Origin of the sequence: Streptomyces sp. 135, assembly GCF_020026305.1 — a bacterium.
Lineage (GTDB): Bacteria > Actinomycetota > Actinomycetes > Streptomycetales > Streptomycetaceae > Streptomyces.
The window spans coordinates 3,507,264-3,534,188 of record NZ_CP075691.1 but is presented as its reverse complement, the minus strand read 5'-3'; the positions used below and the strand labels follow the sequence as shown (position 1 = coordinate 3,534,188).

The 26,925-nt window shown below is 72.4% G+C and carries 21 protein-coding genes, 1 tRNA gene, 1 pseudogene and 1 riboswitch; of the genes and pseudogenes, 19 read left to right on the top strand and 4 right to left on the bottom strand.

The window, feature by feature from the left end; all coding sequences use genetic code 11:
* Positions 1-48: 48 nt before the first annotated feature.
* The 15 genes and pseudogenes from KKZ08_RS15825 to KKZ08_RS15755 all read left to right on the top strand — a co-directional run bounded on the left by KKZ08_RS15825 (position 49) and on the right by KKZ08_RS15755 (position 16,007).
* Positions 49-2,119, top strand: a pseudogene (locus KKZ08_RS15825) (N-6 DNA methylase).
* 124 nt (positions 2,120-2,243) lie between these two features.
* Complete coding sequence (locus KKZ08_RS15820; protein WP_223775063.1) at positions 2,244-2,771, top strand: hypothetical protein; 528 nt, start codon at positions 2,244-2,246, stop codon at positions 2,769-2,771.
* Between the two features lie 2 nt (positions 2,772-2,773).
* On the top strand, positions 2,774-4,357 hold the full coding sequence (locus KKZ08_RS15815; protein WP_223775062.1) for a serine/threonine-protein kinase: 1,584 nt from the start codon (positions 2,774-2,776) through the stop codon (positions 4,355-4,357).
* A 155-nt stretch (positions 4,358-4,512) separates the two neighbouring features.
* A complete protein-coding gene (locus tag KKZ08_RS15810) occupies positions 4,513-5,202 on the top strand; it encodes a SurA N-terminal domain-containing protein (protein WP_223775061.1) in 690 nt (229 codons plus the stop codon).
* 50 nt (positions 5,203-5,252) lie between these two features.
* The gene (locus tag KKZ08_RS15805) at positions 5,253-6,254 is read left to right on the top strand and encodes a nucleoside triphosphate pyrophosphohydrolase (RefSeq protein ID WP_223775060.1); all 1,002 of its coding nucleotides are present in this window, start codon (positions 5,253-5,255) and stop codon (positions 6,252-6,254) included.
* Between the two features lie 30 nt (positions 6,255-6,284).
* Complete coding sequence (locus KKZ08_RS15800; protein WP_223775059.1) at positions 6,285-6,713, top strand: hypothetical protein; 429 nt, start codon at positions 6,285-6,287, stop codon at positions 6,711-6,713.
* Positions 6,714-6,764: 51 nt separating this feature from the next.
* Positions 6,765-8,144, top strand: a complete 1,380-nt coding sequence (locus KKZ08_RS15795) for a hypothetical protein (RefSeq protein WP_223775058.1) — start codon at positions 6,765-6,767, stop codon at positions 8,142-8,144.
* A gap of 121 nt (positions 8,145-8,265) precedes the next feature.
* Complete coding sequence (locus KKZ08_RS15790) at positions 8,266-8,436, top strand: hypothetical protein (RefSeq protein ID WP_223775057.1); 171 nt, start codon at positions 8,266-8,268, stop codon at positions 8,434-8,436.
* A gap of 88 nt (positions 8,437-8,524) precedes the next feature.
* Positions 8,525-9,856 carry a cytochrome P450 gene (locus KKZ08_RS15785; RefSeq protein WP_223775056.1) on the top strand — a complete coding sequence of 444 codons (1,332 nt, stop codon included), beginning with the start codon at positions 8,525-8,527 and terminating at the stop codon, positions 9,854-9,856.
* Positions 9,857-9,973: 117 nt separating this feature from the next.
* Positions 9,974-11,056, top strand: a complete 1,083-nt coding sequence (locus KKZ08_RS15780; protein WP_223775055.1) for a transglycosylase family protein — start codon at positions 9,974-9,976, stop codon at positions 11,054-11,056.
* A 194-nt stretch (positions 11,057-11,250) separates the two neighbouring features.
* Positions 11,251-11,437, top strand: a riboswitch (cyclic di-AMP (ydaO/yuaA leader).
* 4 nt (positions 11,438-11,441) lie between these two features.
* Complete coding sequence (locus tag KKZ08_RS15775) at positions 11,442-12,170, top strand: transglycosylase family protein (RefSeq protein WP_223775054.1); 729 nt, start codon at positions 11,442-11,444, stop codon at positions 12,168-12,170.
* Positions 12,171-12,465: 295 nt separating this feature from the next.
* The gene (eno, locus tag KKZ08_RS15770) at positions 12,466-13,761 is read left to right on the top strand and encodes a phosphopyruvate hydratase (protein ID WP_223775053.1); all 1,296 of its coding nucleotides are present in this window, start codon (positions 12,466-12,468) and stop codon (positions 13,759-13,761) included.
* 176 nt (positions 13,762-13,937) lie between these two features.
* Positions 13,938-14,450, top strand: coding sequence for a septum formation initiator family protein (locus KKZ08_RS15765; protein ID WP_223775052.1), 513 nt, complete (start codon positions 13,938-13,940; stop codon positions 14,448-14,450).
* 43 nt (positions 14,451-14,493) lie between these two features.
* Positions 14,494-15,027 (top strand): DUF501 domain-containing protein, encoded by a 534-nt coding sequence (locus KKZ08_RS15760; RefSeq protein WP_223775051.1) that lies wholly within the window; start codon positions 14,494-14,496, stop codon positions 15,025-15,027.
* On the top strand, positions 15,024-16,007 hold the full coding sequence (locus KKZ08_RS15755; RefSeq protein ID WP_223775050.1) for a Ppx/GppA phosphatase family protein: 984 nt from the start codon (positions 15,024-15,026) through the stop codon (positions 16,005-16,007). Before KKZ08_RS15760 ends, KKZ08_RS15755 begins: the two co-directional genes overlap by 4 nt.
* A gap of 116 nt (positions 16,008-16,123) precedes the next feature.
* Here the strand turns inward: KKZ08_RS15755 and KKZ08_RS15750 are convergent, their stop codons facing one another.
* Positions 16,124-16,561, bottom strand: a complete 438-nt coding sequence (locus KKZ08_RS15750; RefSeq protein WP_223775049.1) for a hypothetical protein — start codon at positions 16,559-16,561, stop codon at positions 16,124-16,126.
* A 449-nt stretch (positions 16,562-17,010) separates the two neighbouring features.
* Here KKZ08_RS15750 and KKZ08_RS15745 point away from each other — a divergent pair, with 449 nt between their 5' ends.
* Both KKZ08_RS15745 and KKZ08_RS15740 read left to right on the top strand, forming a co-directional pair.
* On the top strand, positions 17,011-18,414 hold the full coding sequence (locus tag KKZ08_RS15745) for an NAD(P)/FAD-dependent oxidoreductase (protein WP_223775048.1): 1,404 nt from the start codon (positions 17,011-17,013) through the stop codon (positions 18,412-18,414).
* Positions 18,415-18,638: 224 nt separating this feature from the next.
* Positions 18,639-19,940: a cyclopropane-fatty-acyl-phospholipid synthase family protein gene (locus tag KKZ08_RS15740; RefSeq protein WP_223775047.1), complete on the top strand. Its 1,302-nt coding sequence runs from the start codon at positions 18,639-18,641 to the stop codon at positions 19,938-19,940.
* A gap of 66 nt (positions 19,941-20,006) precedes the next feature.
* Here the strand turns inward: KKZ08_RS15740 and KKZ08_RS15735 are convergent, their stop codons facing one another.
* On the bottom strand, positions 20,007-22,529 hold the full coding sequence (locus tag KKZ08_RS15735; RefSeq protein ID WP_223775046.1) for an ABC transporter permease: 2,523 nt from the start codon (positions 22,527-22,529) through the stop codon (positions 20,007-20,009).
* A 120-nt stretch (positions 22,530-22,649) separates the two neighbouring features.
* Positions 22,650-23,420, bottom strand: coding sequence for an ABC transporter ATP-binding protein (locus KKZ08_RS15730; RefSeq protein WP_223775045.1), 771 nt, complete (start codon positions 23,418-23,420; stop codon positions 22,650-22,652).
* 385 nt (positions 23,421-23,805) lie between these two features.
* On the opposite strand from KKZ08_RS15730, the gene KKZ08_RS15725 reads away from it, so the two are divergent.
* A tRNA-Leu gene (locus KKZ08_RS15725) sits at positions 23,806-23,888 on the top strand.
* A 78-nt stretch (positions 23,889-23,966) separates the two neighbouring features.
* On the opposite strand, the gene KKZ08_RS15720 is transcribed toward KKZ08_RS15725, so the two are convergent.
* The gene (locus tag KKZ08_RS15720; protein ID WP_223775044.1) at positions 23,967-25,607 is read right to left on the bottom strand and encodes an IclR family transcriptional regulator C-terminal domain-containing protein; all 1,641 of its coding nucleotides are present in this window, start codon (positions 25,605-25,607) and stop codon (positions 23,967-23,969) included.
* A 108-nt stretch (positions 25,608-25,715) separates the two neighbouring features.
* Between KKZ08_RS15720 and KKZ08_RS15715 the strand changes: the two genes are divergently transcribed.
* Positions 25,716-26,903: a 4-hydroxybenzoate 3-monooxygenase gene (locus KKZ08_RS15715; protein WP_223775043.1), complete on the top strand. Its 1,188-nt coding sequence runs from the start codon at positions 25,716-25,718 to the stop codon at positions 26,901-26,903.
* The last annotated feature ends 22 nt before the right edge of the window (positions 26,904-26,925 follow it).

The window sequence follows — 26,925 nt, the reverse complement described above, 5'->3', positions numbered from 1 at the left end:
ATGCTCGACCGCGCGCGACTGACCCCGCGCGACGAGGGGAGCTGCTGCATGAAGCCGCGGGACGACGCGACCGAGGTGACCGCCGCCGGGATCGCCCGGCTGGCCGGAGTGGGACGCGCCGCCGTCAGCAACTGGCGCCGCAGGCACGGGGACTTCCCCAAGCCCGTGGGTGGCACGGAGACCAGCCCCTCCTTCGCGCTCGCCGACGTCGAGCGCTGGCTGCGCGCCCAGGGCAAGCTCGTCGAGGTGCCGTTGCGTGAACGCGTCTGGCAGCAACTCGCCGGGCACCCCGCGGGACCCGTCACCGCCCTGCTGCACGCGGGCTGCGCCCTGCTCCTGGTCCGCGACCGGCCGCCGGCCTGGCTCGCGCTCGGCGCCGTGTCGGACGAACGGCTGGCCCAGCTCCTGCCCGCCGAGCTCGAAGACGTCGTGACCCAGCGGTTCGGGACGCGGCGCAGAAGGGCCGTACGCGTCCCCGACCCCGCCGAACTCCTGCCGTCCGTCCCGCTGTTGCGCGGCGTCGCGGAGCTGGCGGCCGAACTCGGCGCCCGGGGCGCGTACGAGTTCCTGCTCGGCCGGCAGACCGACGCCAACCCCCGCCAGTACACGCTGACCCCGGCGGGACCCGCCACCCTCATGGCCGAACTCGCCACGAGCACGGCCCCCGCGCGCACCGTCCTCGACCCCGCCTGCGGCACCGGCGCCCTGCTGCGCGCCGTCGCGCCCCGCCCCGACCAGTGCCTGTACGGCCAGGACAGCGTGCCCGAACTGGCCGCCCTCACCGCGCTGCGCCTCGCCCTGCACTCCGACGCGACCGTCCGCACGACGGCCGCCGACACCCTGCGCGCCGACGCCTACGACGAGCGCACGGCCGATGTCGTGCTCTGCCACCCGCCGTTCAACGAACGCAACTGGGGCCACGACGAACTGGCCTACGACACCCGCTGGGAGTACGGCTTCCCGGCCCGCGCCGAATCCGAACTGGCCTGGGTGCAGCACGCGTTGGCCCGGCTCGTCGACGGCGGCACCGCCGTCCTGCTGATGCCGCCCGCCGCCGCATCGCGCCGCTCGGGCCGCCGCATCCGCGCCGACCTGCTGCGGCGCGGCGCCCTGCGCGCCGTCATCGCGCTGTACCGGGGCGGCGCCGCCCTACAACCTCCCGCTGCACGTCTGGGTGCTGCGCAGGCCGGGCCCGGCCGTGCCGCCCGCCCCCGAACTGCTCCTCGTGGAGGCGGCCGGGGTGCCCGACACCGACGGCCGCGACAAGCAGCTCTGGCCCGCCGTGCAGGACGCCGTGCTCGACGCCTGGCACCGCTTCGACCGGCACGGCACGGTCGCGGAGCGCCCCGGCCTCGCCCGCTCGGTGCCGGTGCTCGAACTCCTCGACGACGAGGTCGACCTGGCCCCGGCCCGCCGGCTGCCGCCCCCGGCCGCGGGCGGCGGCACCACCGAACTCGCGACCGTGCGCAAGAGCCTCGGCGAGGCGCTGCGCCGGGCCGCGGACCTGACACCACCCCTGGCCCCGGAAGACCCCGCCCACCCCGCGGCCGCGGCCCGCCCGCCCCTGACCACCGTCGGCGAACTGGCCCGGGCAGGCGCCCTGACCCTGCACACCGGGACCGGCGCCGGGGGCGCGGGCGTCCCCGTCCTCACCGACCACGACGTCCTGACCGGGAGCGCGCCCTCCGGAGCCCCTCACGAGGGCGCCCCGGACGACACGGTGGTGCGCACCGAGCCCGGCGACGTCGTCGTCCCCGTCTTCGGCGGCGGAGCCGCGGCCCGCGTCGTCGACGAGGCCACCGCGGGCGCCGCGCTCGGCCGCGGCCTCACGCTGCTGCGCTCCGACCCGGCCGTGCTCGACCCGTGGTTCCTCGCGGGCTTCCTGCGCGGCACCGCCAACCACCGCCGGGCCAGCAGCTACGCCTCCACCGCCGCCCGGCTCGACGTCCGCCGCCTCCAGCTGCCGCGCCTGCCGCTCGCCGGGCAGCGCGGCTACAGCGAGCGGTTCCGGGAACTGGCCGCCTTCGAGGACGCCGTGCGCCTCGCGGGCCGGCTCGGCGAGCGGCTGGTGCGCGGCATGCACGACGGACTGACGGAGGGCACGCTTCCGCCGGAGTGAGGCGCTCCCCGCCGCACCGCCGTGACCAGTACGACAACGGTTCGGTACAACCCGGGACCGCTCCCCGGTGTCGGCCTATACGCTCGATCCGCGTTCGTTCGTCCTTCAGGTACCAGGAGCAGCCATGTCCGGCCACGGCTACGCGCCGCAGCAACCGCCGCCCCCCGCCGGGGGCTCACCGGTGACGCTGCGCGTGATGTTCGTAGTGCTCGCCGTCGTGACCTGCGGCCTGCTCGCGTGGGCGCCGCTGCTGCGGCTCGCGATCGTGACCCGCAAGGCGTACGACTGGGTCGTCTTCGCCGTCGTGACGGCGCTCGACGTCACCGGGCTCGTGCTGATCGGGGTGGACCCCGGCGAGGAGGAGTTCCAGGGCCCGGGCAACGCGGGCATGATCGTCCTGCTGTGCACACTGATGGCCGCCGTCGCCTACTACCTCTTCGCGGACATACGCCACTTCAGCCGCCTGCGGCAGCCCGCGTTCACCGCCTACGCACCGCCCCCGGCGCCGCCCGCCTACTACGGCTACCCGGCAGCGCCACCGCCCGTCCAGGAGACCCCGCCCGCGCCCCCCGCGCCCGCCCGCATCCACCAGGTCCGCGCCGAGCTCGACGAGCTGAGCGACTACCTGCGCAAGCAGCAGGGCGGCAACTGACCGTGACACCGGGTACCGGGACCGGCGGCCGGGCCAGCCGGGGCAGCAGGGTTGTCGCAGGCCGCTATGAACTCTCCACGCTCATCGGCCAGGGCGGCATGGGCCAGGTCTGGACGGCGTACGACCAGCGCCTCGACCGCCGCGTCGCCGTGAAGCTGCTGCGCCCCGACCGGGTCGCGGGCGCCGAGGCCGAGGAGCTGCGCCGCCGCTTCGTGCGCGAGTGCCGCGTCACCGCGCAGGTCGACCACCCCGGCCTGGTCACCGTCCACGACGCGGGCAGCGAACCCGCCGAGGACGGGGCCCTCTTCCTCGTCATGCAGTACGTCGACGGCGCCGACCTCGGCGACCACCTCGCCGAGCATGACCCCTACCCGTGGCAGTGGACCGTCGCCGTCGCCGCGCAGCTGTGCGCCGTGCTCTCCGCGGTGCACGCCGTGCCGATCGTCCACCGCGACCTCAAGCCGCGGAACGTGATGGTCAAGCAGGACGGCACGATCAGCGTCCTCGACCTCGGCATCGCCTCCGTGATGGACACCGACACCACCCGCCTCACCCACACCGGCTCCCCGATCGGCAGCCCCGCGTACATGGCCCCGGAGCAGGCGATGGGCGGCGCCGTCGGCCCGTACACCGACCTCTACGCACTCGGCGTGCTGATGCACGAACTGCTCAGCGGCGACGTGCCGTTCTCCGGCTCCACCGCCCTCGGCGTCCTGCACCGCCACCTCTACGAGCCGCCGCTGCCGGTGCGCCGGCTGCGCCCCGAGGTGCCCGAGGCCCTGGAGTCCCTCGTCCTGCGCCTGCTCGCCAAGGACCCCCAGCACCGCCCCGCCAGCGCCCAGCACGTCTACGAGGAACTGGCGCCGCTGCTGCCCGCCCGCGGCATCCCCTCGGGCCGCCCGCTCGACCCCACCCGGCCCTTCCTGCGCCCGCTCGCGCCCTGGCCGGACCGCGCCGCGACCCCCGCGCCCGCCCCCGACATGCCGCCGAGGCCGCCCGGTTCACCGCCCGGTTCGCCGCCCGGGCAGGACGTCGCCCGGGCCGTCGAGGACGTCCGGCGCCTCCTCGGCGAGGGCCGCATCACCCAGGCCGTGGACATCCTCGGCGCGATCCTGCCGGCCGCCGCCGCCGAACACGGCGAGCACTCACCCGTCGTCCGCACCCTGCGCAAGCAGTACGCCGCCACGCTCATGGACGACGGGCAGTACCGCCGCGCCCTGCCCGAGCTGCGGCGCCTCGCCGACGAGCGGGCCGCCGAGTCCGGCCACGCCGACCCGCACTCCCTCCAGTTCCGGTACGAGGCCGCGCAGTGCCTGGAGCAGCTCGGCGAACCGGCCGCGGCCCTCGCCGAGTACCGCGCGCTGCTCCCCTATTACGAGAACCACTACGCGACGGACGACCGCCGCCAGTCCCTGGAGATCCGCCGCCGCATCGGCCACCTGCTGCTCGCCCTCGGCGACCGGCCCGCCGCACACGACACCCTCGCGCGCCTCCTGCACGACGCGGAGCTGCTGCACGGACCCGGCCACCCGTTCCCCGCGGAGATCCGGCGGACCTTGCACTGGCTCGGACAGGTGCGCGGTTAGCGACGGGCAGGAGAGTGGCCTCGGGTGACCCCTGGTGCCCCAACTCCCGGCGAATCGTTGGTCGAATGGCTGGCCGAGAACACGGCCACTGCCTACCATCGATCACGCCGGACTTTGTGCACCGACGCACAAACTCGTAGCAGGGAGGCCCCACCTTGCACCGCCGCACCAGCCGTCGCACCGCGCTCGTCCTCTCCACCGCCGCGCTCGTCGCGGCCCCCCTCCTCACCGCCTGCGGCAGCGAGGCGCATCCCGGCGCCGCGGCCGTGGTCGGCGGCGACCGCATCACGGTCGCGCAGCTGGAGAGCCGGGTGAACGAGGTGCGCGACGCGCAGCGGGCCGCCGTCACCGACGACACGCAGTACGAGCAGGCCATCGCCAAGTCCGGCGGCCTCACCCGCAGCACGCTGCACACGATGGTGCTCGACAAGGTCCTGCACCGCGCGGCCACCGACGCCGGGGTGAGCGTGACGCGCCGCGACATCCAGCGGATGCGGGCGGGTCTGGAGCAGCAGGCGGGCGGCCGCAAGGCCCTGGAGCAGGGGTGGCTCCAGCAGTACGGCGTCGCCCCGGCCCGCCTCGACGACAGCCTGCGCACGGAGATCGAGGCGCAGAAGCTCGCGAAGAAGCTGGACGCGGACATGCAGTCGCCCGAGGGCCAGGCGGTCTTCTGGAAGGCCCTCACCGCGGCCTCCAAGAAGCTCGACGTCGACCTCAACCCGCGGTACGGCACCTGGGACGTCGACAAGAACAAGCGGGTGGACGCGAAGACGCCGTGGCTGCGCCAGGTCACCGACGCCGGGGGCGCCACGGGCTCCGGCTCCCCGGAGGCACCGCAGGCGTAGCCGCGGGCCGGGGCAGCGGCCGGGTCGGCGGGCTGGGTTACGTTCGAGAGGTGAACGACACCGATACCCCGCCCCCGGCCGACGCGTCCACCGGCCGCGTCATCCTGCTGACCACCAGCCACCGCGTCGCGCCCGGCCTGCTGTCCTGGCCCGCCTGGCAGGCCCTGCACGGCGCCGACGAGGTCCTGTGCGCCGACGCCGGCCACCCGCAGCTGCCGTATCTGCGCGAGGCGGGCGTCACCGTGACGCACGCCTCGCCGGCCGCCGATGAGCTGGTGGACGCCTGCGCGGGCGGCCGCACGGTCGTGGTCGTCGCCACCGCGGAGGGCGACCGCCCCCTCACCGACGGCCTCGCCCGCCTCGCCGGCTCGGGCCGCGTCGCGATGCCGGACCTGGAACTGCTCCCGGCCTCCTACGACCTGCCGGGCGCGCGCCTGCTCGACCTGGTGCAGGTCATGGACCAGATCCGCGTCGCCTGCCCGTGGTCCTCGCAGCAGACGCACAAGGGCCTGGCCAAGTACGCGATCGAGGAGGCGTACGAACTGGTCGAGGCGATCGAGGACGGCGACCGGGAGGAGCTGCGCGAGGAGCTGGGCGACGTACTGCTCCAGGTCGTCTTCCACGCGCGGATCGCCGAGGAGGGCGGCCCCGGCGAGGACGACGAACCCTTCTCCATCGACGATGTCGCGGGCGGCATCGTCGACAAGCTCATCCACCGCCACCCGCACGTGTTCGGCGACGACTCGGCGGACACCCCGGAGGACGTGAAGGCGCACTGGCTGCGCACGAAGGCGGTGGAGAAGCAGCGCTCGTCGGTGACGGAGGGCATCCCCCTCGGCCAGCCCGGCCTCGCCCTGGCCGCGAAACTGGCCTCGCGCGTCCGCACGGCGGGCCTCGACGTGGCGGTGCCGTCGGGGGAGGGCGTGGGGTACGAACTCCTCGCCCTGGCGCTGCGGGCCGAAGCGGACGGCGTCGATCCGGAGGCGGCGCTGCGGGCCGCCGCGCGGGCCTACCGCGACGCGGTGCGGGCGGCCGAGGGGGCGGGGGCTTAGTACCGTTGCGCGCCAAGGACGGCTTGACGCGTGGGGGCGTACGTGGAACCGGAGCGGGAGAAGCTGGCGGCCGAGGCCACGGCGGCCGTGGTGAACGCCCTGGACTCCGGGACACCGGTCGGGCTTGTGGCCCGGTTCCAGGAGCTGGTCCACCGCTCCAAGCACCGCGTCAGGGAGAGCGGCACGGCGGAGGATTGGCACGCCTGGCAGCGGGCGTCCGAGCTTTACGGGGACGACGTGTTGGGGTGGCGCCACCGGCTGCGCCTCCTGCTGCACATCGACGCGCCGTTCGCCGCCGAACTCAGGGCCCTGTTGGCCGAGTTCGAGCCGCCGGTGGTGGAGGAACGCCTCGGTACCGTCCACAACGCCGTCTCGGGCGGGTCGGCGGGGAGCGTCGTCCAGGCGGGGCACATCGGCGCCGTCACGGTCCAGGCACCGGCCTCCTCGCCCGCGCGGTAAGCCGCCGACGGCTGGCCGCGCGCCGACCGGCTCCGCCGCCTCGGCCTCGGCGTGCGCCCCACCCGCAGGCTCCTCGGCGCGACGGCGCTGCCTCCCTACGTCGCCAGGGACTGTGACGACGAGCTGTCCGTCCTCGTGAGGCAGGCCGCGCACCACGGCGGCCTCGTCATCGTCACGGGAGGGCCCCTGTCCGGAAAGACCTCGACGGCTTGGGCGGCCCTGCGGGCGAGCGTGGCCGGGGACTCCCGGGTCTTCGTCGCGGGCGGCGGAGCGGACCTGCGCGACCTCCCGGACCAGCTCCGTGGCCGCGACGCCACGGGCACCCACGTGGTGTGGCTGGACGACCTGGACGCCCATATCGAGGAGCCCGGCATCCCTGGCCTCCTCGCTCAGCTCACCCATGACCGCGTCGTCGTCCTGGCGACGATGCGGGACGAGGCGTACGACAGACACCGCTTCGGACACCACCCCGCCGCCCGCGTCCTCGGCATCGCCCGGACCGTCGAGGTCCCCGCCGAGTGGAGCGAGGCGGAGCTGGCGCGGCTCGCGGCGGCCGACGACCCCCGCCTCGCGGACGCCGTCCGCTGGCGCGGGAGCCTCGGCGTCACGGAGTTCCTCGCCCTCGGCCCGGACCTGTGGGAGGAGTGGCGCAGGGCGCGGCGCGCGGGGAGCCGCCTGCTCGGCCACCTCCTGGTGCGCGCCGCGATCGACCTCGCGCGGTGCGGGCTCACCCGGGGCGTCACGGCGAAGCTGCTGAGCCAGGTCAAGGACGAGTACGGCCAGGCGGCGGCCATCACGTCCGACGAGACCTTCGACGAGACCTTCGACGAGGCGCTCGCCTGGGCCACCGCGCCCCGGCACGGCGTGACCGCCCTGCTCGTACCGGGTGAGTGGCCCGGCACCTGGCGGCCGTACGGCTCGCTGATCGCGGACGCGGACCGCTCGGAACCGCCGGTGCCGGACCGTGTGTGGATCCGTGCGTACGAGGGTCTGGAGCCGCATGACGCCGCCGAGCTGGACGGCCTGGTGGCCGCCTTCCGTTCGGCCCTGGAGCCGCGCGCCGAGGGCGGGGACGCCCACGCCATGACGTGGCTCGGCCTGCTGGCGGAGCACGCGGGGGACACGGCGGCCGCCGAGGACTGGTTCCGGCAGGCGGCGGACCACGGCAGCTCCCGCGCCGCGGGCCGGCTGGGCCACCTCCTCGCCACCCGCGTCGCGTACGGGGAAGCTGTCCCCTACCTCACGGCCGCCGCCGACGCGGGCGAGACCGGGGCCGCCGCCCTCCTCGGACAGGTCCACCAGCACCTCGCGGTCCACTACTTCCGTATCGCTGAGGCTGAGGGCGACGTCTCGGCGACGCGTCGCCTGAAGGGACTGCTCCGCCCGACGGGCCGCCCCGGTGACGACGCCCTGGACCCGCACTTGGACTAGCGGCTTCCGCCCCGGGCCTGGCGGCGTGACCGCAGCCGCCTCCGCCCTCTTCGGGCACCTTGCGGTGCACTGCTTGCGTATCGCTGAGGCTGAGGGCGCGGCTTCCGTCCCGCACGGCGGCATGGCCGCTTTCCCTCCCCGGCCGGGTACCGTCCTCCACCGGCACCTCGCGGTGCACTGCTTCCGCATCGTCGATGCTGGGGGCGACGCCTCGGCCGCACGTCGCCTGAAGGGACTGCTCCGCCCGACGGGCCGCCCCGGGGACCACGCCCTGGACCCACACCTGGACTAGCGGCTTCCGCCCCGCATGACCGCTGCCGCCCCGGTCCAGCCCCCGGCCAAGGAGGAGTCACGTAGCCCCCGGGAGATACGGTCACCGCATGCACGACCAGCCGCCCGCGACCTGCCCCGCAGGAGCCACGCCCGCCCCCGGGGCGAGCCCGCAGCCCGAGCTCTTCACCTGGGAGTTCGCCACCGATCCTTACCCCGCCTACGCCTGGCTGCGCGAGAACTCCCCGGTGCACAGGACCACGCTGCCCAGCGGAGTCGAGGCCTGGCTGGTCACCCGGTACGCGGACGCGCGCCAGGCGCTCGCCGACCAGCGGCTCAGCAAGAATCCGGCCCACCACGACGAGCCCGCCCACGCCAAGGGCAAGACCGGCATCCCCGGCGAGCGCAAGGCCGAGCTGATGACGCATCTGCTCAACATCGACCCGCCGGACCACACCCGCCTGCGGCGCCTCGTCTCGAAGGCGTTCACCCCGCGCCGCGTCGCCGAGTTCGCACCGCGCGTGCGGGAGCTGACCGATCAGCTCATCGACGCCTTCGTGGCGAAGGGCGAGGCCGACCTCATCCACGAGTTCGCCTTCCCGCTCCCCATCTACGCCATCTGCGACCTGCTCGGCGTCCCCCGCGAGGACCAGGACGACTTCCGCGACTGGGCGGGCATGATGATCCGCCACGGCGGCGGCCCCCGCGGCGGCGTAGCCCGCTCGGTGAAGAAGATGCGCGGCTACCTCGCCGAGCTGATCCACCGCAAACGCCTCGACCCCGGCGACGACCTCATCTCCGGCCTCATCCGCGCCTCCGACCACGGCGAGCACCTCACGGAGAACGAGGCCGCCGCCATGGCCTTCATCCTCCTGTTCGCCGGATTCGAGACCACCGTCAACCTCATCGGCAACGGCATGTACGCCCTCCTCACCCACCCCGAGCAGCGCGCACGGCTCCAGAAGGCCCTGGCGGAGGGCGACACCGGCCTGCTGGAGACCGGCGTCGAGGAACTGCTCCGCTTCGACGGACCCGTGGAGCTGGCCACCTGGCGGTTCGCCACCGAGGCGCTGACCCTCGGCGGGCAGGACATCGCGGCCGGCGACCCCGTCCTCGTCGTGCTCGCCGCCGCCGACCGCGACCCCGAGCGGTTCGACCGGCCCGACACCCTCGACCTCGCGCGCCGCGACAACCAGCACCTCGGGTACGGCCACGGAATCCACTACTGCCTCGGCGCCCCGCTCGCCCGCCTGGAGGGCCAGACCGCGCTCGCGACGCTGCTCAGGCGCCTGCCCGACCTGCAACTCGCGGCCGACCCGGCCGATTTGCGGTGGCGTGGCGGGCTGATCATGCGGGGGCTGCGCACGCTGCCGGTGAAGTTCACAGACGCACAGAAAGAGGCACCGGAACGACCGGTTTCTGACGGCCCATCACAACTGTGATGTTGACGTGATCTCCGCTGCATCGACTTGTGACAAGCGTTCGAGTGCGGCTACGTTCACGTCGACTCGGGCACCCGGTGCCCAAGTCGCCGTAACAGTCTCCTGAAAGGCAACCGCATGCTCTCCGGCAATGGTCGTCACCGACGCCCCCGCCAGGCCCCGGCCCTCATCGTCGCGGCAGGAGTCACCGGATCCGCCATCGCCATCCCGCTGCTCGGAGCCACCAGCGCGAGCGCCGCCGAGACGGTGACGTGGGACAAGCTCGCCGAGTGCGAGAGCGGCGGCGCGTGGAGCGCCAACCCCGGGAACGGCTACTACGGAGGGCTCCAGCTCTCCGAGGACATGTGGGAGAAGCACGGCGGCCTCGACTACGCGCCGAGCGCCGACCAGGCCTCCAAGTCCCAGCAGATCGCCGTGGCCGAGAGGATCCTCGACGGGCAGGGCCCCGAGGCCTGGCCGAGCTGCGCCCCGATCGCCGGACTCACCGACGGCGGCGCGGCGGCCGACGTGGACCCGGGCGATCCGATCCCCCCGGAGCCCGCCGACTCGTCGGACAGGGACGACTCGAGCGACTCGAACGGTTCGACCGGTTCGACGGGGTCGGAGAAGTCGAAGGGCTCCCAGGACTCCGAGGGCTCGGGGGACTCCAAGGACTCCAAGGGCAAGGCCGCCGACAAGTCGTCGGACAAGGCCTCCGACGACGCGTCAGAAGGCCCCGGCTCCGCCGACGACGACGGCGACACGCCCGGTTCGGGCGACGCCTCCCGAGACAAGAATCACGAAAAGGGCGACAAGCAGGGCAACAGCGGCAACGGCGACAAGGGCGACAAGCGCCCGACGGACGGCAAGTCCGGGCGCGACGAAGCCCCTTCGGCCGGCACCCCCGGGTCGAAGGACCCGGCCGCCCCCTCCGACGACTCCACCTCCGGCCGTCACCGGGGCGACCACGCGGACGAGAGTCCCGCCTCCGGCAGCGGCGGCGACCGTCCGGGCCGGCACGCCTCGCGCGGCGGCGAGCGCACCGAGAAGGTCGCCGACGGGACGTACACGGTGCGTTCCGGTGACAACCTGTCGGCCATCGCGGACGACTTGGACGTCAAGGGCGGCTGGCACGAGCTGTACACCGAGAACAAGAAGACCGTCGGGGCCGACCCGGACCTCATTCTCCCCGGTCAGAGCCTCGATTTGGGCGAAAAGTAGGGGTAGTTGACGAACCGTCCACGGGGTGCTTCGCGCCGAATGTCGGTATTGGCGTAAGTGAGAGATGGGTCTCAGAAGCCCTGATCGCCTTTGAAATTCCGTGGATCGCGTGACTACCGTCGTCAACGCCCGCCACTGGTGGGCCCCGCCGGTCGGTACGCCGAATCCTGCCAACGGCCGGACGGGAACAGTCGTCGCTTCGAGCGCCGTAGGCAGGAGCGGGGGACCCAAGGTAAGCCGCCGGGTCCGCACGTCGAGCTCCGAGGAGGAGCGGGACGTACGGGACCGGCTAGGGGTGAAGTCGCACTCACGTGGTGCGGCCGGGCAACTTCACTGGCCCGAACCCGACAGCTCACCTCGCAGGCGTCGGTGAGGGGATCAACTCATGCTGTTTTCCAGCAAGGGCAAGCACCGCCGTCCGTCCAAGGCCACCCGTGTCGTCACGCTCGCCGGTGTCACCGGTGCCGCCGTGGCCGCCCCGCTGATGGCCGCCGGTTCGGCCTCCGCCGCCACCGGCCAGGAGTGGGACGCCGTCGCCCAGTGCGAGTCCGGCGGCAACTGGTCGATCAACACCGGCAACGGCTACCAGGGCGGCCTCCAGTTCTCGCCCTCCACCTGGGCCGCGTACGGCGGTACGAAGTACGCCCCGACCGCCGACAAGGCCTCCAAGGCCCAGCAGATCGAGATCGCCGAGAAGGTCCTCGCCGGCCAGGGCAAGGGCGCCTGGCCGCACTGCGGCGTCGGTCTCTCGGGCGCCGCGTACAACGGCGGCGGCCAGCAGCAGGCCCCGCAGCAGCAGGCCAAGCCGCAGCCGCAGAAGACGCAGCAGCAGGCCGCCCCGCAGCAGCAGGCCGCTCCGCAGCACAAGACGCAGCAGGCCCCGAAGCCGCAGCCCGCGCCGCAGACCGAGTCCAAGAAGACCGTCGAGACCCCGACCGGCAAGAAGGTCGAGAAGGGCGACGGCGAGTACAAGGTCAAGACCGGCGACACGCTGTCCAAGATCGCCGAGGCGCACGACGTCAAGGGCGGCTGGCAGAAGGTCTACAAGCTCAACGGCGACATCATCGACAACGCCGACTTCATCTACCCCGGCCAGCAGCTGCACCTCAGCTGACGGATCCGGTCACGGCCGTGCCTCGGCGGACGCACGGCCGTCCCGCCCCGTCCCCACGGGCTCCCCGCCCCGGTGCGCGTATCCCCGTACGCACCGGGGCGGGGCCATGTCCGCTGTTCGCTCCTAGCGAGCTACCGGCCAGTAGAAACGCGGGCTTCCATCCCGTTTCCCGGCCATTTGAGCCTTCCCCCGTCCCACGGGACGGGCGGTCGGCTGGCCTGGGGCCCGGAGCCGGTTAGGCTCAGGAGACGCGGGCCGAATCGGCCCGCGTAAACGCGTCACATCCCAGAAGGAGATGCTCGTGCCGTCCATCGACGTCGTCGTAGCCCGGGAAATCCTGGACTCCCGAGGCAACCCCACGGTCGAGGTCGAGGTCGGCCTCGACGACGGCAGCACCGGTCGTGCCGCCGTCCCGTCCGGTGCCTCCACCGGTGCCTTCGAGGCCATCGAACTCCGTGACGGTGACCCCAACCGTTACCAGGGCAAGGGTGTCGAGAAGGCCGTCCTCGCCGTCATCGAGCAGATCGGCCCGGAGCTCGTCGGCTACGACGCCACCGAGCAGCGCCTGATCGACCAGGCGATGTTCGACCTGGACGCCACCGACAACAAGGGCTCCCTCGGCGCCAACGCCATCCTCGGCGTCTCGCTCGCCGTCGCGCACGCCGCCTCCGAGGCCAGCGACCTGCCGCTGTTCCGCTACCTCGGCGGCCCGAACGCGCACCTGCTGCCCGTGCCGATGATGAACATCCTCAACGGCGGGTCGCACGCGGACTCCAACGTCGACATCCAGGAGTTCATGATCGCGCCGATCGGCGCCGAGTCGTTCTCCGAGGCGCTGCGCTGGGGCACCGAGGTCTACCACACGCTGAAGAAGGTCCTGAAGAGCAAGGGCCTGGCCACCGGCCTCGGCGACGAGGGCGGCTTCGCCCCGAACCTCGACTCCAACCGCGCCGCCCTCGACCTCATCCTGGAGGCCATCAAGGAGGCCGGCTACGTCCCCGGCGAGCAGATCGCGCTCGCCCTCGACGTCGCCGCGTCCGAGTTCTACAAGGACGGCACGTACCAGTTCGAGGGCAAGTCCCGCACGGCCGCCGAGATGACCGAGTACTACGAGGAGCTCGTCGCCTCGTACCCCCTCGTCTCCATCGAGGACCCGCTGTTCGAGGACGACTGGGCCGGCTGGAACGCCATCACCGAGAAGCTCGGCGACAAGGTGCAGCTGGTGGGCGACGACCTGTTCGTCACCAACCCCGAGCGCCTGGCCCGCGGCATCGAGGAGAACTCCGCCAACGCCCTGCTCGTCAAGGTCAACCAGATCGGCTCGCTGACCGAGACCCTGGACGCCGTCGAGATGGCCCAGCGCAACGGCTTCAAGTGCATGATGTCGCACCGCTCCGGCGAGACCGAGGACGTCACCATCGCCGACCTCGCCGTCGCCACCAACTGCGGCCAGATCAAGACCGGCGCCCCGGCCCGCTCCGAGCGCGTCGCCAAGTACAACCAGCTCCTGCGCATCGAGGAGATCCTCGACGACGCCGCGGTCTACGCCGGCCGCAGCGCGTTCCCGCGGTTTCGCTCTGCGAACCAGTAGGCACAGCGCTCTGCGAACCAGTAGGCACAGCGCTCTGCGAACCAGTAGGCACAACAAGGGCTGAGCTTTGTCCGAAGCTCACGTAGCCACGTAGTTGCGTACGTCCCCGCAGCCGGTCCCGTACCGTGTGCGGGGACGTACGTACGTGCAGGCGCAAGCTCTGGGGAGACGGAACCATGGCCAAGGCCGGGACCAAGGACCGGTTCTCCACCGCTACCCGCCTGCGGCTGCTCGGCGAGCAGACCGCGGAGCGGGTCTACCGCTCCCAGACCAAGCGCCAGGCGCGCCGCTCCCGGCTCACCGGCCGCGCGGCGCTCCTCGCGCTCGTGCTCTGCTCCCTGGTCGTCGCCCTCGCGTACCCGATAAGGCAGTACGTCTCGCAGCGCGCCGAGATCGACGACCTGCGCCGGCAGCAGGCCGAGCACCGGGCCGACGTCGAGAAGCTGCGCGACGAGAAGGCCCGCTGGCAGGACGACGCGTACGCGCAGCAGCAGATCCGCGACCGCCTGCACTATGTGCTGCCGGGCGAGACCGGGTTCACGGTGATCGACCCCGCCGCGGCCAGGAGCCGGCGCGCGGACCAGGGGGCGGTCGCACGCCCCTGGTACTCGAACGTCTGGGAACGCGTCGACAAAGCTGACAAGGCCGAGATGGCCGATAAGGCTGACAGGGCCGACAGGGCCCCGTGAGACCGACCGTTCCGACGACTGACCCACTGATGGAAAGACAGGCATGGACACGCCCCCGCCGACCACTGAGCGCACCGAGCCGACCGACGCCGACGTCGAGGCCTTCAAACAGCAGCTCGGCCGCCCGCCGCGCGGCCTGCGGGCCATCGCGCACCGCTGCCCCTGCGGTCAGCCGGACGTCGTCGAGACGGCGCCGCGCCTCCCGGACGGGACGCCGTTCCCGACCACGTACTACCTGACGTGCCCGAGGGCCGCGTCCGCGATCGGCACCCTTGAGGCCAACGGCGTCATGAAGGAGATGTCGGAGCGGCTCACGACCGACCCCGAGCTGGCCGCCGCCTACCGCGCGGCCCACGAGGACTACATCGCGCGCCGCGACGCCATCGAGGTCCTGGAGGGCTTCCCGAGCGCGGGCGGCATGCCGGACCGCGTGAAGTGCCTGCACGTCCTGGTCGGCCACTCCCTGGCCGCCGGGCCCGGCGTGAACCCGCTCGGCGACGAGGCCATCGCGATGCTGCCCGAGTGGTGGGCCAAGGGGCCCTGCGTCACGCCGTGCGCGCCCGAGGGGGACGGGTGACCCGCGTCGCCGCCATCGACTGCGGCACGAACTCGATCCGCCTCCTGGTGGCGGACGCCGACCCGGCCACGGGCGCGCTCGTCGACCTGGACCGGCGGATGAGGATCGTCCGCCTCGGCCAGGGCGTGGACCGGACCGGCCGCCTCGCCCCCGAGGCCCTTGAGCGCACCTTCGCGGCCTGCCGCGAGTACGCCGAGGCCATCAAGACGCACGGCGCCGAGCGCGTCCGCTTCGTGGCCACCTCCGCCTCCCGTGACGCGGAGAACCGCGACGTGTTCGTCCAGGGCATCCTGGACATCCTGGGCGTCGAGCCGGAGGTCATCACCGGCGCGCAGGAGGCGGAGTTCTCCTTCACCGGCGCGACCAAGGAGCTGGCGGGCCGCGACGACCTGGCCAAGCCCTATCTGGTCGTGGACATCGGCGGCGGCTCCACGGAGTTCGTGGTCGGCACGGACGAGGTCCTCGCCGCCCGCTCGGTGGACGTCGGCTGCGTCCGCATGACCGAGCGCCACCTCGTGCACGACGGCGTCGTCGCGGACCCGCCGACCCGCGAGCAGTTCGCCGCCGTCCGCGCGGACATCGAGGCGGCCCTGGACCTCGCCGAGCGCACGGTGCCGCTCAAGGACGCGCGCACCCTCGTCGGCCTCGCGGGCTCGGTCACCACCCTCGCCGCGATCGAGCTCGGCCTCGACACCTACGACGGCCGCGCGATCCACCACACCCGGCTCCCGTACGAGCGGGTGGCCGCCATCACGGAGCGCCTGATGACGGCCACGCACGCCGAGCGCGCGGCGATCCCGGCGATGCACGCGGGCCGCGTCGACGTCATCGCGTCGGGCGCCCTCGTACTGCTCGCGATCATGGACAGGACCGGCGCCGAGGAGGTCGTCGTGAGCGAACACGACATCCTCGACGGCATCGCCTACAAGGCGGCGGAAGAGGTCGAGGAGCAGCGGCGGAGCGCTCCCGGCCCGGCCTGAGCCCCGTACCCGCGGCATCGGCGCGCCCCCGGTCTCTGACGAGGCTGGGGGCGCGCCGTGTCTTCGGGCGGACGATGCGCGTCGGCCGCCCCGCCGTGGGCGGTGGGGTCCGCCCACTAGGCCGCGCTGCCGCCGCCGAGCAGGCCGCCGAGCAGACCGCCGACGGTACCGAGAAGCGAGCCGAGGACGGGGAGCTGGTTGGTGGGCTGTTCGTTGTTGTTCTTGGGCAGGGTGTGGTTGCCGAGCATGTCGTGGTCACGTCGGTCGTCGTCACGTCGGTTGTCGTCACGCGGGTCGTCGTCACGCGGGTCGTCATCACGTGTGTGGTTGCCGAGCATGTCGTCGTCGAGCATGCCGTCGCCGAGGGGGTCGTCGCCCGAGGTGTCGTTGCCGAGGATGTCGTTGCCGAGCGGTTCGGGGTCGTCGGCGTGGGACTGTGCGGTGCCCGCCGGCGTGTTCGCGGGCGTGTGGTGCTCGGCGGCGGCCGTGCCCGCGCTGCCGAGGGTGGCCGCGGCGACGAACGTCGCCGTGACGAGTGCGGTGCGGATGCGCATGAGGCTCCTTTGCGAACGGATGGACTCCCCCTGACATCCATTCACCCGGGCATCCCCCGCGACCGCATCTGATCAGCGGCCATCCGGCGGCCCGCCTTTCGGCGACGGGCTGTCGGAAAAAGTTCGTGAAGTTCTTCACAAGGAATTGGCCATCTGCGGGCGAGGTTCGGGGCCACCGAGCCGCCGAAAAGGTCATTCCCGGGCTCCCGGCCGGGTGGCCCGCGTGTGTCGGGCGGGTGGCCCGCGGGTGACGCGGGCGACTGGTCCACCCCGGCGGCAGGCCCGGACCGGCAGCTCACAAGGGGTGGGCAACGACTCGCGTGGTGCGGTGGTTCCCCTGGGGCGCCATGACCTCGGTCACGTGGGCGGCGAAGTGTAGCAGAGCCCCCCGGCATGCTTGTGAAGGGGCGCACGAGCGACCCCCGCCGGACGGGTGGATACTCGATGGCATGAGCACCACGGAGCGTCCCAGGATCCTCGTAGTAGGCGGTGGGTACGTAGGCCTGTACGCAGCTCGGCGCATCCTCAAGAAGATGCGCTACGGAGAGGCGACCGTCACGGTCGTCGACCCCCGGTCGTACATGACCTACCAGCCCTTCCTCCCCGAAGCCGCCGCCGGCAGCATCTCGCCGCGGCACGTCGTCGTCCCGCTGCGACGCGTGCTGCCCAAGGCAGAGGTTCTCACCGGCCGGGTCACCACCATCGACCAGGACCGCAAGGTCGCCACGATCGCCCCCCTCGTGGGTGAGGCGTACGAGCTGCCTTTCGACTACCTCGTCATCGCGATGGGCGCGGTCTCCCGCACCTTCCCGATCCCCGGCCTCGCCGAGCAGGGCATCGGCATGAAGGGCATCGAGGAGGCCATCGGCCTGCGCAACCACGTCCTCGAGCAGTTGGACAAGGCCGACTCCACGACGGATGAGGAGGTCCGCCGCAAGGCGCTGACCTTCGTCTTCGTCGGCGGTGGCTTCGCGGGTGCGGAGACCATCGGCGAGGTCGAGGACATGGCCCGCGACGCGGCCAAGTACTACAACAACGTGAAGCGCGAGGACATGCGCTTCGTGCTGGTCGACGCCGCCGACAAGATCCTCCCCGAGGTCGGCCCCAAGCTCGGCCAGTACGGCAAGGAGCACCTGGAGAGCCGCGGCGTCGAGGTCTACCTCTCGACGTCGATGGACTCCTGCGTGGACGGCCACGTGGTCCTGAAGAACGGCCTGGAGGTCGACTCCAGCACGATCGTGTGGACCGCGGGCGTCAAGCCGAACCCGGCGCTGACCCGCTTCGGTCTGCCGCTCGGCCCGCGCGGCCACGTGGACACCCAGACCACGCTCCAGGTGCAGGGCACGGACTACATCTGGGCCGCGGGCGACAACGCCCAGGTGCCGGACCTCGTCGGCCGCAAGGCGGGCAACGAGAACGCCTGGTGCCCGCCGAACGCCCAGCACGCGCTGCGTCAGGCGAAGGTCCTCGGCGACAACGTGATCTCCGGCATGCGGGGCTTCCCGCAGAAGGAGTACAGCCACGCCAACAAGGGTGCGGTCGCCGGTCTCGGCCTGCACAAGGGCGTCGCGATGATCGTCATGGGCAAGATGAAGATCAAGCTCAAGGGCCGTCTCGCCTGGTACATGCACCGCGCGTACCACGGCATGGCGATGCCGACGTTCAACCGCAAGATCCGCGTCTTCGCGGACTGGACGCTCGGTATGTTCCTCAAGCGCGAGGTCGTCTCCCTCGGTGCTCTGGAAGCGCCTCGCGAGGAGTTCTACGAGGCCGCCAAGCCGGCCCCGAAGCCGCAGGTCGCGGCCGAGCCCGCCCCGGCGGTCAAGGCCGAGGAGAAGGCCAAGGCCTCCTGACCTCGCGTCACTGATCCACCCCGAAGGGGGCCGCCCGCCATCCGTGGTGCGGGCGGCCCCCTTCGGCGTACCCGGACACCGGGCGGCGCGGATCCGGGCCGAGATAGGTGCCTGTGGCACCTGTTTTGCCGTTCCATGACACGGCGATGGGACTGCGCACGGGGTTCTTCGGTGTTTACGTGGTGTCGGACCGATCCCGGGTCGTCGTCACGGAGGTGTGCGCCATGCAGAACGCCGCACTGCGGCTGAAGAGTCTCGCCGAGCAGCTGATGGGAGCCCCGCTGCCGGTACGGATCCGCGGCTGGGACGGTTCGGAGGCCGGGCCTCCGGGCGCCTCCACCCTCGTCGTACGCAACCGCCGCGCCCTGCGCCACCTCCTGTGGAAGCCGGGCGAACTGGGCCTCGCCCGCGCCTGGGTGGCCGGTGACCTGGACGTCGACGGGGATCTCTACGAGACGCTGGACAAGATGGCGGAGTTCATCTGGGAGCGCGGCGAGGACGCGCCGGGCCTGCGGCAGGCGCTGCGCGACCCGCGGGTCCGCTCCGCCGCCCGCTCGCTGTTCGCCCTCTCGGCGCCCTTCCTGCCGCCCGCGCCGCCGCCGGAGGAGATGCGCAGACACGGCCGCCTCCACCTGCACACCAAGGGCAGCGACCGGCGCGCCATCAGCCACCACTACGACGTGGGCAACGACTTCTACGAGCTCGTCCTCGGCCCCTCGATGGTCTACTCCTGCGCCTACTGGGCCTCGCCCGACTCCACCCTGAAGGACGCCCAGCGCGACAAGCTCGAACTCATCTGCCGGAAGCTGGCGCTGCGGCCCGGCATGCGCCTGCTGGACGTCGGCTGCGGCTGGGGTTCCATGGCGATCCACGCGGCCCGCGAGCACGGCGTCACCGTCGTCGGCGTCACGCTCTCCCAGGAGCAGGCCGCGTACGCCAGGAAGCGCATCGCCGAGGAGGGCCTCACCGACCGGATCGAGATCCGCGTCCAGGACTACCGGGACGTGCGCGACGGACCGTACGACGCCATCTCCTCCATCGGCATGGCCGAACACGTCGGCTCCGAGCGCTACCTGGAGTACGCGCACACCCTGTACGCCCTGCTGAAGCCGGGCGCACGGCTGCTCAACCACCAGATCGCGCGCCGGCCGCGGGCCGACGAATCGGCGTACTCGGTGGACGAGTTCATCGACGCGTACGTCTTCCCGGACGGGGAGCTCGCGCCGGTCGGGACCACGGTCGGGCTCCTGGAGCGGGCCGGGTTCGAGGTGCGCGACGTGGAGGCCATCCGCGAGCACTACGCGCTGACCCTGCGCCGCTGGGTCGCCAACCTGGAGGCGCGGTGGCCCGAGGCCCAGCGCCTCACCTCGCCCGGCCGTGCCCGCGTCTGGCGGCTCTACATGGCCGCCTCCGCGCTCGCCTTCGAGCACAACCGCATCGGCGTCAACCAGGTCCTCGCGGTGAGGACGCCTGAGATCGGCGCCTCGGGGATGCCGCTGCGGGCCCGGGAGTGGCGCGCGTCGTAGCCGCGTGTACGTACGTGAAAGGGGCCCCGGCGGTGATCCGCCGGGGCCCCTTTTCGCGTACCGCCGCTACTCGGCCTTGATGGCCATCAGCGGGTTCAGCTTGGCCGCGCTGCGGGCCGGCCACATCGCCGCGAGGACACCGACCAGGGCCGCGATCCCGAGGAAGATCACGATCCGGCCGAGCGGGATCTCCATGGAGTACGTGGAGACGCTGTTCGAGATGGTGCCGCCCGCGACCCAGCCCATGAAGAGGCCGAGACCGATGCCGAGCACCGCGCCGAACAGGGAGATGATGACCGCCTCCAGACGCACCATCTGCTTGACCTTCGCGCGGTCCAGGCCGATGGCCCGCAACATGCCGATCTCGTGCTTCCGCTCGAAGACCGACATCGCGAGGGTGTTGATGACGCCGAGGACGGCGATCAGGACGGCCATGGCCAGCAGGCCGTAGAGCATGTTCAGCATCATGTTGATGGAACCGGCCACCGCGTTGCTGATCGCGTCCTTGTCCTGGACGGTGATGGCGGGGTTCTCGCCGAGGGCCTTGACGATGGCGTCCTCGGACTTGTCCGAGGTGCCGTCCTTCATCTTCACGAGGACCTGCTTGTCGACGATCTTCGTCAGGTGCGGGTCGACGAGGGAGGTCGGCGCGAAGAGTCCGTTGAGCATCTCGTTGCCCTCGTAGACACCGGCGACCTTCAGCCGGACCTTCTTGCCGTCGTCGTCGAACTTCAGCGGGAGGGTGTCGCCCGCCTTGAGGCCCTTGTCCTTGGCGGTGTCCGTGTCGACGAGCACGCCACCGGACTTCAGGCCGGCCACCGAGCCGCTGGTGAAGTCCAGGCCGACCAGCTCGCCGAAGGTCTTCGGGTCGACGCCGGAGATGGAGACGAAGCCGCCGTCGGCCTCGCCGTAGGTGCTGCGCAGCGGGGTGGTCGCCGCGACGTCCGGGATCTTGTCCAGCTTCTCGCGGACCTCGGGGGTCAGCGGCTGGAAGTTCGCCATGGAGACGCTGTAGTCGGCCTTCATGGCGCCGGCGGCCATCTTGTTGATGGCGGTGCTCATCGAGGTGGCGACCACGGTCATCGCCGTGATGAGGGTCAGACCGATCATCAGCGCCGCGGCCGTGGACGCCGTACGGCGCGGGTTGCGCAGCGAGTTGAGGCGCGAGAGCTTGCCGGTGACGCCGAACGGCTTCAGGAGCGGGGCCGAGGCGGCGATGAACGGGCGGGACAGCAGCGGCGTGAGGACGATGACGCCGACGAGCATGACGCCCGCGCCGCCCGACTTCACGTAGTTGTCCTTCATGAAGAGCATCACCGCGCCGAGCGCGACGATGACCGAGCCGATGGTGTTGCGGACCACCAGGCCGCGCATGGTCGGCGTCGCGTGGACGCTGTTCATCGCGGCGACCGGCGGGATCTTCGCGGCGCGGCGGCCCGGCAGCCAGGCGGCCAGCATGGTCACGACGACACCGATGAGCAGCGCCACGAGGATCGTGGTCGGGGCGATGACGAGCGGCCCGTCGGGCAGCGAGGCACCGGCGGAGTTCATCAGGGACTCCAGGCCGACCGCCACGCCGATGCCGAGCGCGAATCCGGTGACGGCGGCGATCACGCCGACCAGGAAGGCCTCGATCAGCACGGAGCGCGTCACCTGGCGGCGCGAGGCGCCGACGGCCCGCATCAGCGCGAGCTCCTTGGTGCGCTGGGCGACCAGCATGGTGAAGGTGTTGGCGATGATGAAGATGCCGACGAAGAGCGCGATACCGGCGAAGATCAGCAGGACCTGGCTCATCGAGCTGGTCTGCTCCTCGATCATGCTGTCCTGCTGCGCCTTGAGTTCACCGCCCGTCATCGTCGAGGACTCCTCGGGCAGGATCTTCTCGACCGCGCTCTCCAGGGCCGCCTCGGAGGCGCCCGCGGCCGCCTTCACGTCGATCTCGTCGTACTGGTTCTTGTTGAGCGCCTTGAACGCGGTCTTGTTGTCGAACAGGACCAGGCTGCCGCCCGCGACGACACTGCCCTCGTCGGTGTCGAAGACGCCGCTGACCTTCGCGGTGCGCACCGGGCCGTCGGTGGAGAGGCGGACGGTGTCGCCCACCGTGTAGCCGGTGCGTCCCGCGGTGCGGGAGTCCAGGGCGATCTGACCGGCGGACTTCGGGGCGGCGCCCTCGGTGAAGTCGTAGCGCGGGTCCTTGCCGCCCTTGCCCGGGAAGTAGTTGGCGCCGGTGGTGCCCCACTCGCCGCCCACCAGCTTGCCGTCCTTGTCGGCGAGGGCGGTGAAGCCGGAGACGGCGCCGATCGCGGAGTCGGCGCCGGGCAGCTCCCCGGCCTTCTTCAGGAGGGCTTCGGTCAGCTCGGGCTTCTGCTTCGGGCCCCCCTGACTGTCGCCGGAGTTGCTGCTGTTGGAGGTGATGGCGACGGAGACGTGGTCGAAGCTCTTCGCCGACTTGTTCTTGTAGGCGTTGCCGAAGGTGTCGGTGAAGACCAGGGTGCCGGAGACGAAGGCGACGCCGAGCATGACGGCGAGCACGGTCATGAGCAGCCTGGCCTTGTGCGCGAGCACGTTGCGCAGGGCGGTACGGAACATGGGTGTGAGTCCTGGTGAGGGGGGTCTGTGAGCCCGAAGGGGGAGCGCCCCGGAGGGGCGCGGGGAACTGCGCGACCAGCCACATGCGGCCCGCAGGCGAGGAACGAGGCGACCGGACGCCTAGCTGGTCCGCCCCTTGGCGTCGAAGTGCTTCATCCGGTCGAGCACGCCCTCGGCGCTGGGCCGCAGCATCTCGTCCACGACCCGCCCGTCCGCGAGGAAGATCACGCGGTCCGCGTACGACGCGGCCACCGGGTCGTGGGTGACCATCACGACGGTCTGGCCGAGGTCCCGCACGGAGTTGCGCAGGAAGCCGAGGACCTCCGCGCCCGAGCGCGAGTCGAGGTTTCCGGTCGGCTCGTCACCGAAGATGATCTCGGGCTGCGAGGCGAGCGCACGGGCCACGGCCACGCGCTGCTGCTGGCCGCCGGAGAGCTCGGTGGGCCGGTGGCTGAGCCGTCCGGAGAGGCCGACCATCTCGATGACCTGCTCCAGCCACGCCTTGTCGGGCTTGCGGCCCGCGATGTCCATGGGGAGCGTGATGTTCTCCAGGGCGGTCAGCGTCGGCAGCAGGTTGAACGCCTGGAAGATGAAGCCGATCTTGTCGCGGCGGAGCTTCGTGAGCTGCTTGTCCTTGAGCGTGGACAGCTCCGTCTCACCGAGGCGCACCGAACCGGAGCTGAAGCTGTCCAGGCCCGCGACGCAGTGCATCAGCGTCGACTTGCCGGAACCGGAGGGACCCATGATCGCGGTGAACTCGCCCTGCCCGAAGTCGACGGAGACGTGGTCCAGGGCGACCACCTGGGTCTCACCCTGTCCGTACACCTTGGAGAGGTCCGTGGCGCGCGCGGCCACTGCGGTGGCGCGGGTGGCGAAGGGGGTGGTGGTCACGGGACGGTGCTCCTGTCGGGACGACGAGTGGGGACGTACTCCATCGTCGCGGCCGATCGGCGCCCTGGAGTCAGCCGCTGTTCCGGTTCCAGGGGCCCTCTCCAGTCGGACCCGGGAGCCTCTTGTCATACCTGGGGATGACGGACGTCCCTGAGATCCGCGGCCCGGGACGGGAACGGGCGGGAGGCTAAATTCCGTCATTCCGCGCAGAGGCCCATGAGACCGGCCGGAGACATGGAAAGGCCTCCGGCAAGTACCAATGGACCGTACCGGCGGCTGATGCTCCCTCAGACGTCAATAAAATAAGACAACATCGAGCCGTCCCTCCGCTGTTCGGGGGATGCCTCCCGATAGGGTCGAATCCTTGATGCGGGGCCCACGGCCTGCCCGGATGGTGGAATGCAGACACGGCGAGCTTAAACCTCGCTGCCCCTCGGGGGCGTGCCGGTTCGAGTCCGGCTCCGGGCACCTCCGCCATCTCGCGAGGGCGGGGCGCCCGGCGGGCGTGCGGCAAGTGCCTGATGCAACGTCAAGTCCCTTACGTGATCAAGACATTCGTACCGTGTTGAAGCGGGCGGCGATGTGCAGATCCGTCTCGATCGCCGCCGCCGTCGCGCGCAGCGCGGGCAGCAGGGCGTCGCGGGTCCGGGAGAGCGGGTCCGTGCCCGCGTGCTGCGCGACGTTCACGGCGGCGACCACCCGCCCGGCCGCGTCCCTGACCGGCACGGCCACCGAGCGCAGCCCGTCCTCCAGCTCCTGGTCGGCGGTGGCGTGGCCCTCGGCGGCGGCGCGGTCGAGGACGCGGGCCAGCTCGCCGGGGTCGGTCACGGTGCGCGGGGTCAGGGCGCGGGGCGGCGCGGCCGTCAGCAGGCGCTCGCGCTCGTCCGCGGGGAGCCCGGCGAGCAGCACCCGGCCCATGGCGGTGGCGTACGCGGGAAAGCGGGTGCCGACCGTGATGTGGACGCTCATGACGCGCACGGTGGCCGCCCGCGCGACGTAGCGGATGTCCGTGCCGTCCAGGACCGTCGCCGAGGCCGACTGCCGCACCCGGTCGGCCAGCTCGCGCAGGTGCGGCTCGGCCAGCTCGGCGAAGGTGAGCCCGGACAGGGCCGCGTGGCCGAGCTCCAGGATGCGGGGGAGCGGACGGAACAGGCGGCCGTCGTGAGCCGCGTACCCCGCCTGCTCCAGGGTGTGCAGACAGCGTCGCGCGGTGGCCCTCGGCAGGCCCGTGGCCTCGGCGAGCGCGGTGAGCGGCAGCCCTTCGCCGCGGGCCCCGCCGAGGGCGCGCAGGACGGCGAGGCCGCGGGCCAGGGACTGGAGGAAGCCGGGGCCGAGTTCGTCCTTGGCGGCGGCGGGGTCGGTGGCTTCGCGGGCGGGCGCCCGGCCGTCGGCGTCCGGTGGCGCGTCCGTGCCCGACAGGCCCGCCAACTGCTCCGCCTCCGCGCGCAGCCGCGGCAGCACCGCCGCCGCCAGGCCCTGTGCCGTGTGCCTGCTGGTGTGGCTCACCGCCGACAGGGCGTACCGCACCCGCCCCGCGGCGTCGCGCACCGGGACCGCCACGGCGATCAGGCCCGGCTCGATCAGCTGGTCGTCCAGGGCCCAGCCGCTCCGGCGGGCGTGCGCCACGCGGTCCGCGAGCTCCGGGACAGCCGGCGGGCGCCGGGCCGGGCGGCAGTGCCGGATAGGCCTCGTGGGCGGGTAAGCGGCCACGCGCGCCCGCCAGGCGGCCCACCGCTCCTCGTCCCACGCGTCCGCGAAGAGCGCGCCGGGGGCGCAGCGCTCGGGCGGCAGCAGGTCTCCGATGCGGAAGGCCACCGACATGGCACGGCGCCGCGCGGCCTGCGTCACGAAGCGCACCCCGTCGCCGTCGGGCACCGCGAGCGACACCGACTCGTCGAGCTCGTCCGCGAGCCGGGCGGTGCGCGCGGCGACCTCGCCGGTCAGGCCGCTCGCCGCGAGGTAGGCGTTGCCGAGCTCCATGAGGCGCGGGGCGAGGTGGAGCTCCTGGCCGCGCGGGCGTACGTAGCCGAGCCGGGCCAGGGTCGTCACCACCCGGTCGACCGTGGAGCGGGCCAGGCCGGTGGCGCGGGCCAGGTCGCCGGCCCGCAGCTGTCCCGGCTCCGCCGCCGCGAGCGCGCGCAGGACGGCCAGACCGCGCTCCAGGGGGCGTACGGACTCTTCCGGCATCACTGCTCCTCGCACAACCGTTGACAGCGCACGGACACGGCCCGAGACTCCCGTCAGCACATTATGAACGAAAGTTCACCAGGCGAACAAGCTGATGAGGGGCCAGGGATGCGCACCACCGTCGGAATCATCGGGGCCGGACCGGCCGGGCTGCTGCTCGCCCGCCTCCTGCACAACGCGGGCATCGACTCCGTCGTCCTGGAGAGCCGCGACCGCGCCTACGTGGAGCGGCGCCAGCGCGCCGGGATCCTGGAGCAGGGCACCGTCGACGTGCTGCGCGAGGCGGGCGCCGGGGACCGCATGGACCGCGAGGGCCTCCCGCACGACGGCATCGAGCTGCGCTTCGACCGCCGCAGGCACCGCGTCGACCTCCCCGCGCTGACCGGCGGCAAGTCCGTCACCGTCTACGCCCAGACCGAGGTCTGCAAGGACCTCATCGCGCTCCGGCTCGGCGAGGGCGGCCCCCTGCTCTTCGAGGCGGAGGCACTGGCCGTGGAGGGCGCTGAGACGGACAGTCCCCGGATCCGCTACCGCCACCAGGGCCGCGAGTCCGTCCTGGAGTGCGACTACGTGGTGGGCTGCGACGGCTTCTGGGGCGTGGCCCGCAAGGCGGTGCCCGAGGCGCTCTCCCGTGTCTTCGAGCGCACGTACCCCTTCGGCTGGCTCGGCATCCTCGCCGACGTGCCGCCCTCACACGACGAACTGGTGTACGCCCGCCACGACCGCGGCTTCGCCCTGCTCTCCATGCGTTCGCCGAGCGTCACGCGCGCGTACCTCCAGGTTCCCGACGGCACGGACGCCGCCGACTGGGCCGACGAGGAGATCTGGGACGAGCTGGACCGCCGCCTGGAGACCGACGACCCCGCCTGGACCCTGCGCCGTGGCCCCGTCACCGCCAAGTCCGTCACGCCCATGCGCAGCTACGTCCACGAGCCTATGCGCCACGGCCGGCTCTTCCTCGCCGGGGACGCCGCGCACATCGTCCCGCCGACCGGCGCGAAGGGCCTCAACCTCGCGGTCGGGGACGTCGTCACGTTCGCCCGCGCCCTGGTCCTGCTCCGCGAGAAGGGCGACCCCAGCCGTCTCGACGCGTACTCCGAGACCTGCCTGCGCCGCGTCTGGCAGGCCGAGCGCTTCTCGTACGCGATGACGACGCTGCTGCACCGCGCTCCCGACGCCACCCCCTTCGACGATCGCGTCCAGCTCGCCGCGCTCGACCGGATCACCACGACCCGCTCCGCCGAGACCGACCTGGCGGAGGCCTACACCGGATTCCCCTTCGACGAGCCGCAGTAGTCCGACGAGCCACAGCAGGAAG

Excerpts from the sequence above, each read along its gene's own strand:
- KKZ08_RS15745 (WP_223775048.1), top strand. The coding sequence starts at position 17,011 with ATGAGCACCACGGAGCGTCCCAGGATCCTCGTAGTAGGCGGTGGGTAC.
- KKZ08_RS15790 (WP_223775057.1), top strand. The coding sequence starts at position 8,266 with ATGGCCGCTTTCCCTCCCCGGCCGGGTACCGTCCTCCACCGGCACCTC.
- KKZ08_RS15820 (WP_223775063.1), top strand. The coding sequence starts at position 2,244 with ATGTCCGGCCACGGCTACGCGCCGCAGCAACCGCCGCCCCCCGCCGGG.
- eno (WP_223775053.1), top strand. The coding sequence starts at position 12,466 with ATGCTCGTGCCGTCCATCGACGTCGTCGTAGCCCGGGAAATCCTGGAC.
- KKZ08_RS15715 (WP_223775043.1), top strand. The coding sequence starts at position 25,716 with ATGCGCACCACCGTCGGAATCATCGGGGCCGGACCGGCCGGGCTGCTG.
- KKZ08_RS15775 (WP_223775054.1), top strand. The coding sequence starts at position 11,442 with ATGCTGTTTTCCAGCAAGGGCAAGCACCGCCGTCCGTCCAAGGCCACC.
- KKZ08_RS15735 (WP_223775046.1), bottom strand. The coding sequence starts at position 22,529 with ATGTTCCGTACCGCCCTGCGCAACGTGCTCGCGCACAAGGCCAGGCTG.
- KKZ08_RS15720 (WP_223775044.1), bottom strand. The coding sequence starts at position 25,607 with ATGCCGGAAGAGTCCGTACGCCCCCTGGAGCGCGGTCTGGCCGTCCTG.
- KKZ08_RS15765 (WP_223775052.1), top strand. The coding sequence starts at position 13,938 with ATGGCCAAGGCCGGGACCAAGGACCGGTTCTCCACCGCTACCCGCCTG.
- KKZ08_RS15750 (WP_223775049.1), bottom strand. The coding sequence starts at position 16,561 with ATGCGCATCCGCACCGCACTCGTCACGGCGACGTTCGTCGCCGCGGCC.
- KKZ08_RS15780 (WP_223775055.1), top strand. The coding sequence starts at position 9,974 with ATGCTCTCCGGCAATGGTCGTCACCGACGCCCCCGCCAGGCCCCGGCC.
- KKZ08_RS15740 (WP_223775047.1), top strand. The coding sequence starts at position 18,639 with ATGCAGAACGCCGCACTGCGGCTGAAGAGTCTCGCCGAGCAGCTGATG.
- KKZ08_RS15785 (WP_223775056.1), top strand. The coding sequence starts at position 8,525 with ATGCACGACCAGCCGCCCGCGACCTGCCCCGCAGGAGCCACGCCCGCC.
- KKZ08_RS15760 (WP_223775051.1), top strand. The coding sequence starts at position 14,494 with ATGGACACGCCCCCGCCGACCACTGAGCGCACCGAGCCGACCGACGCC.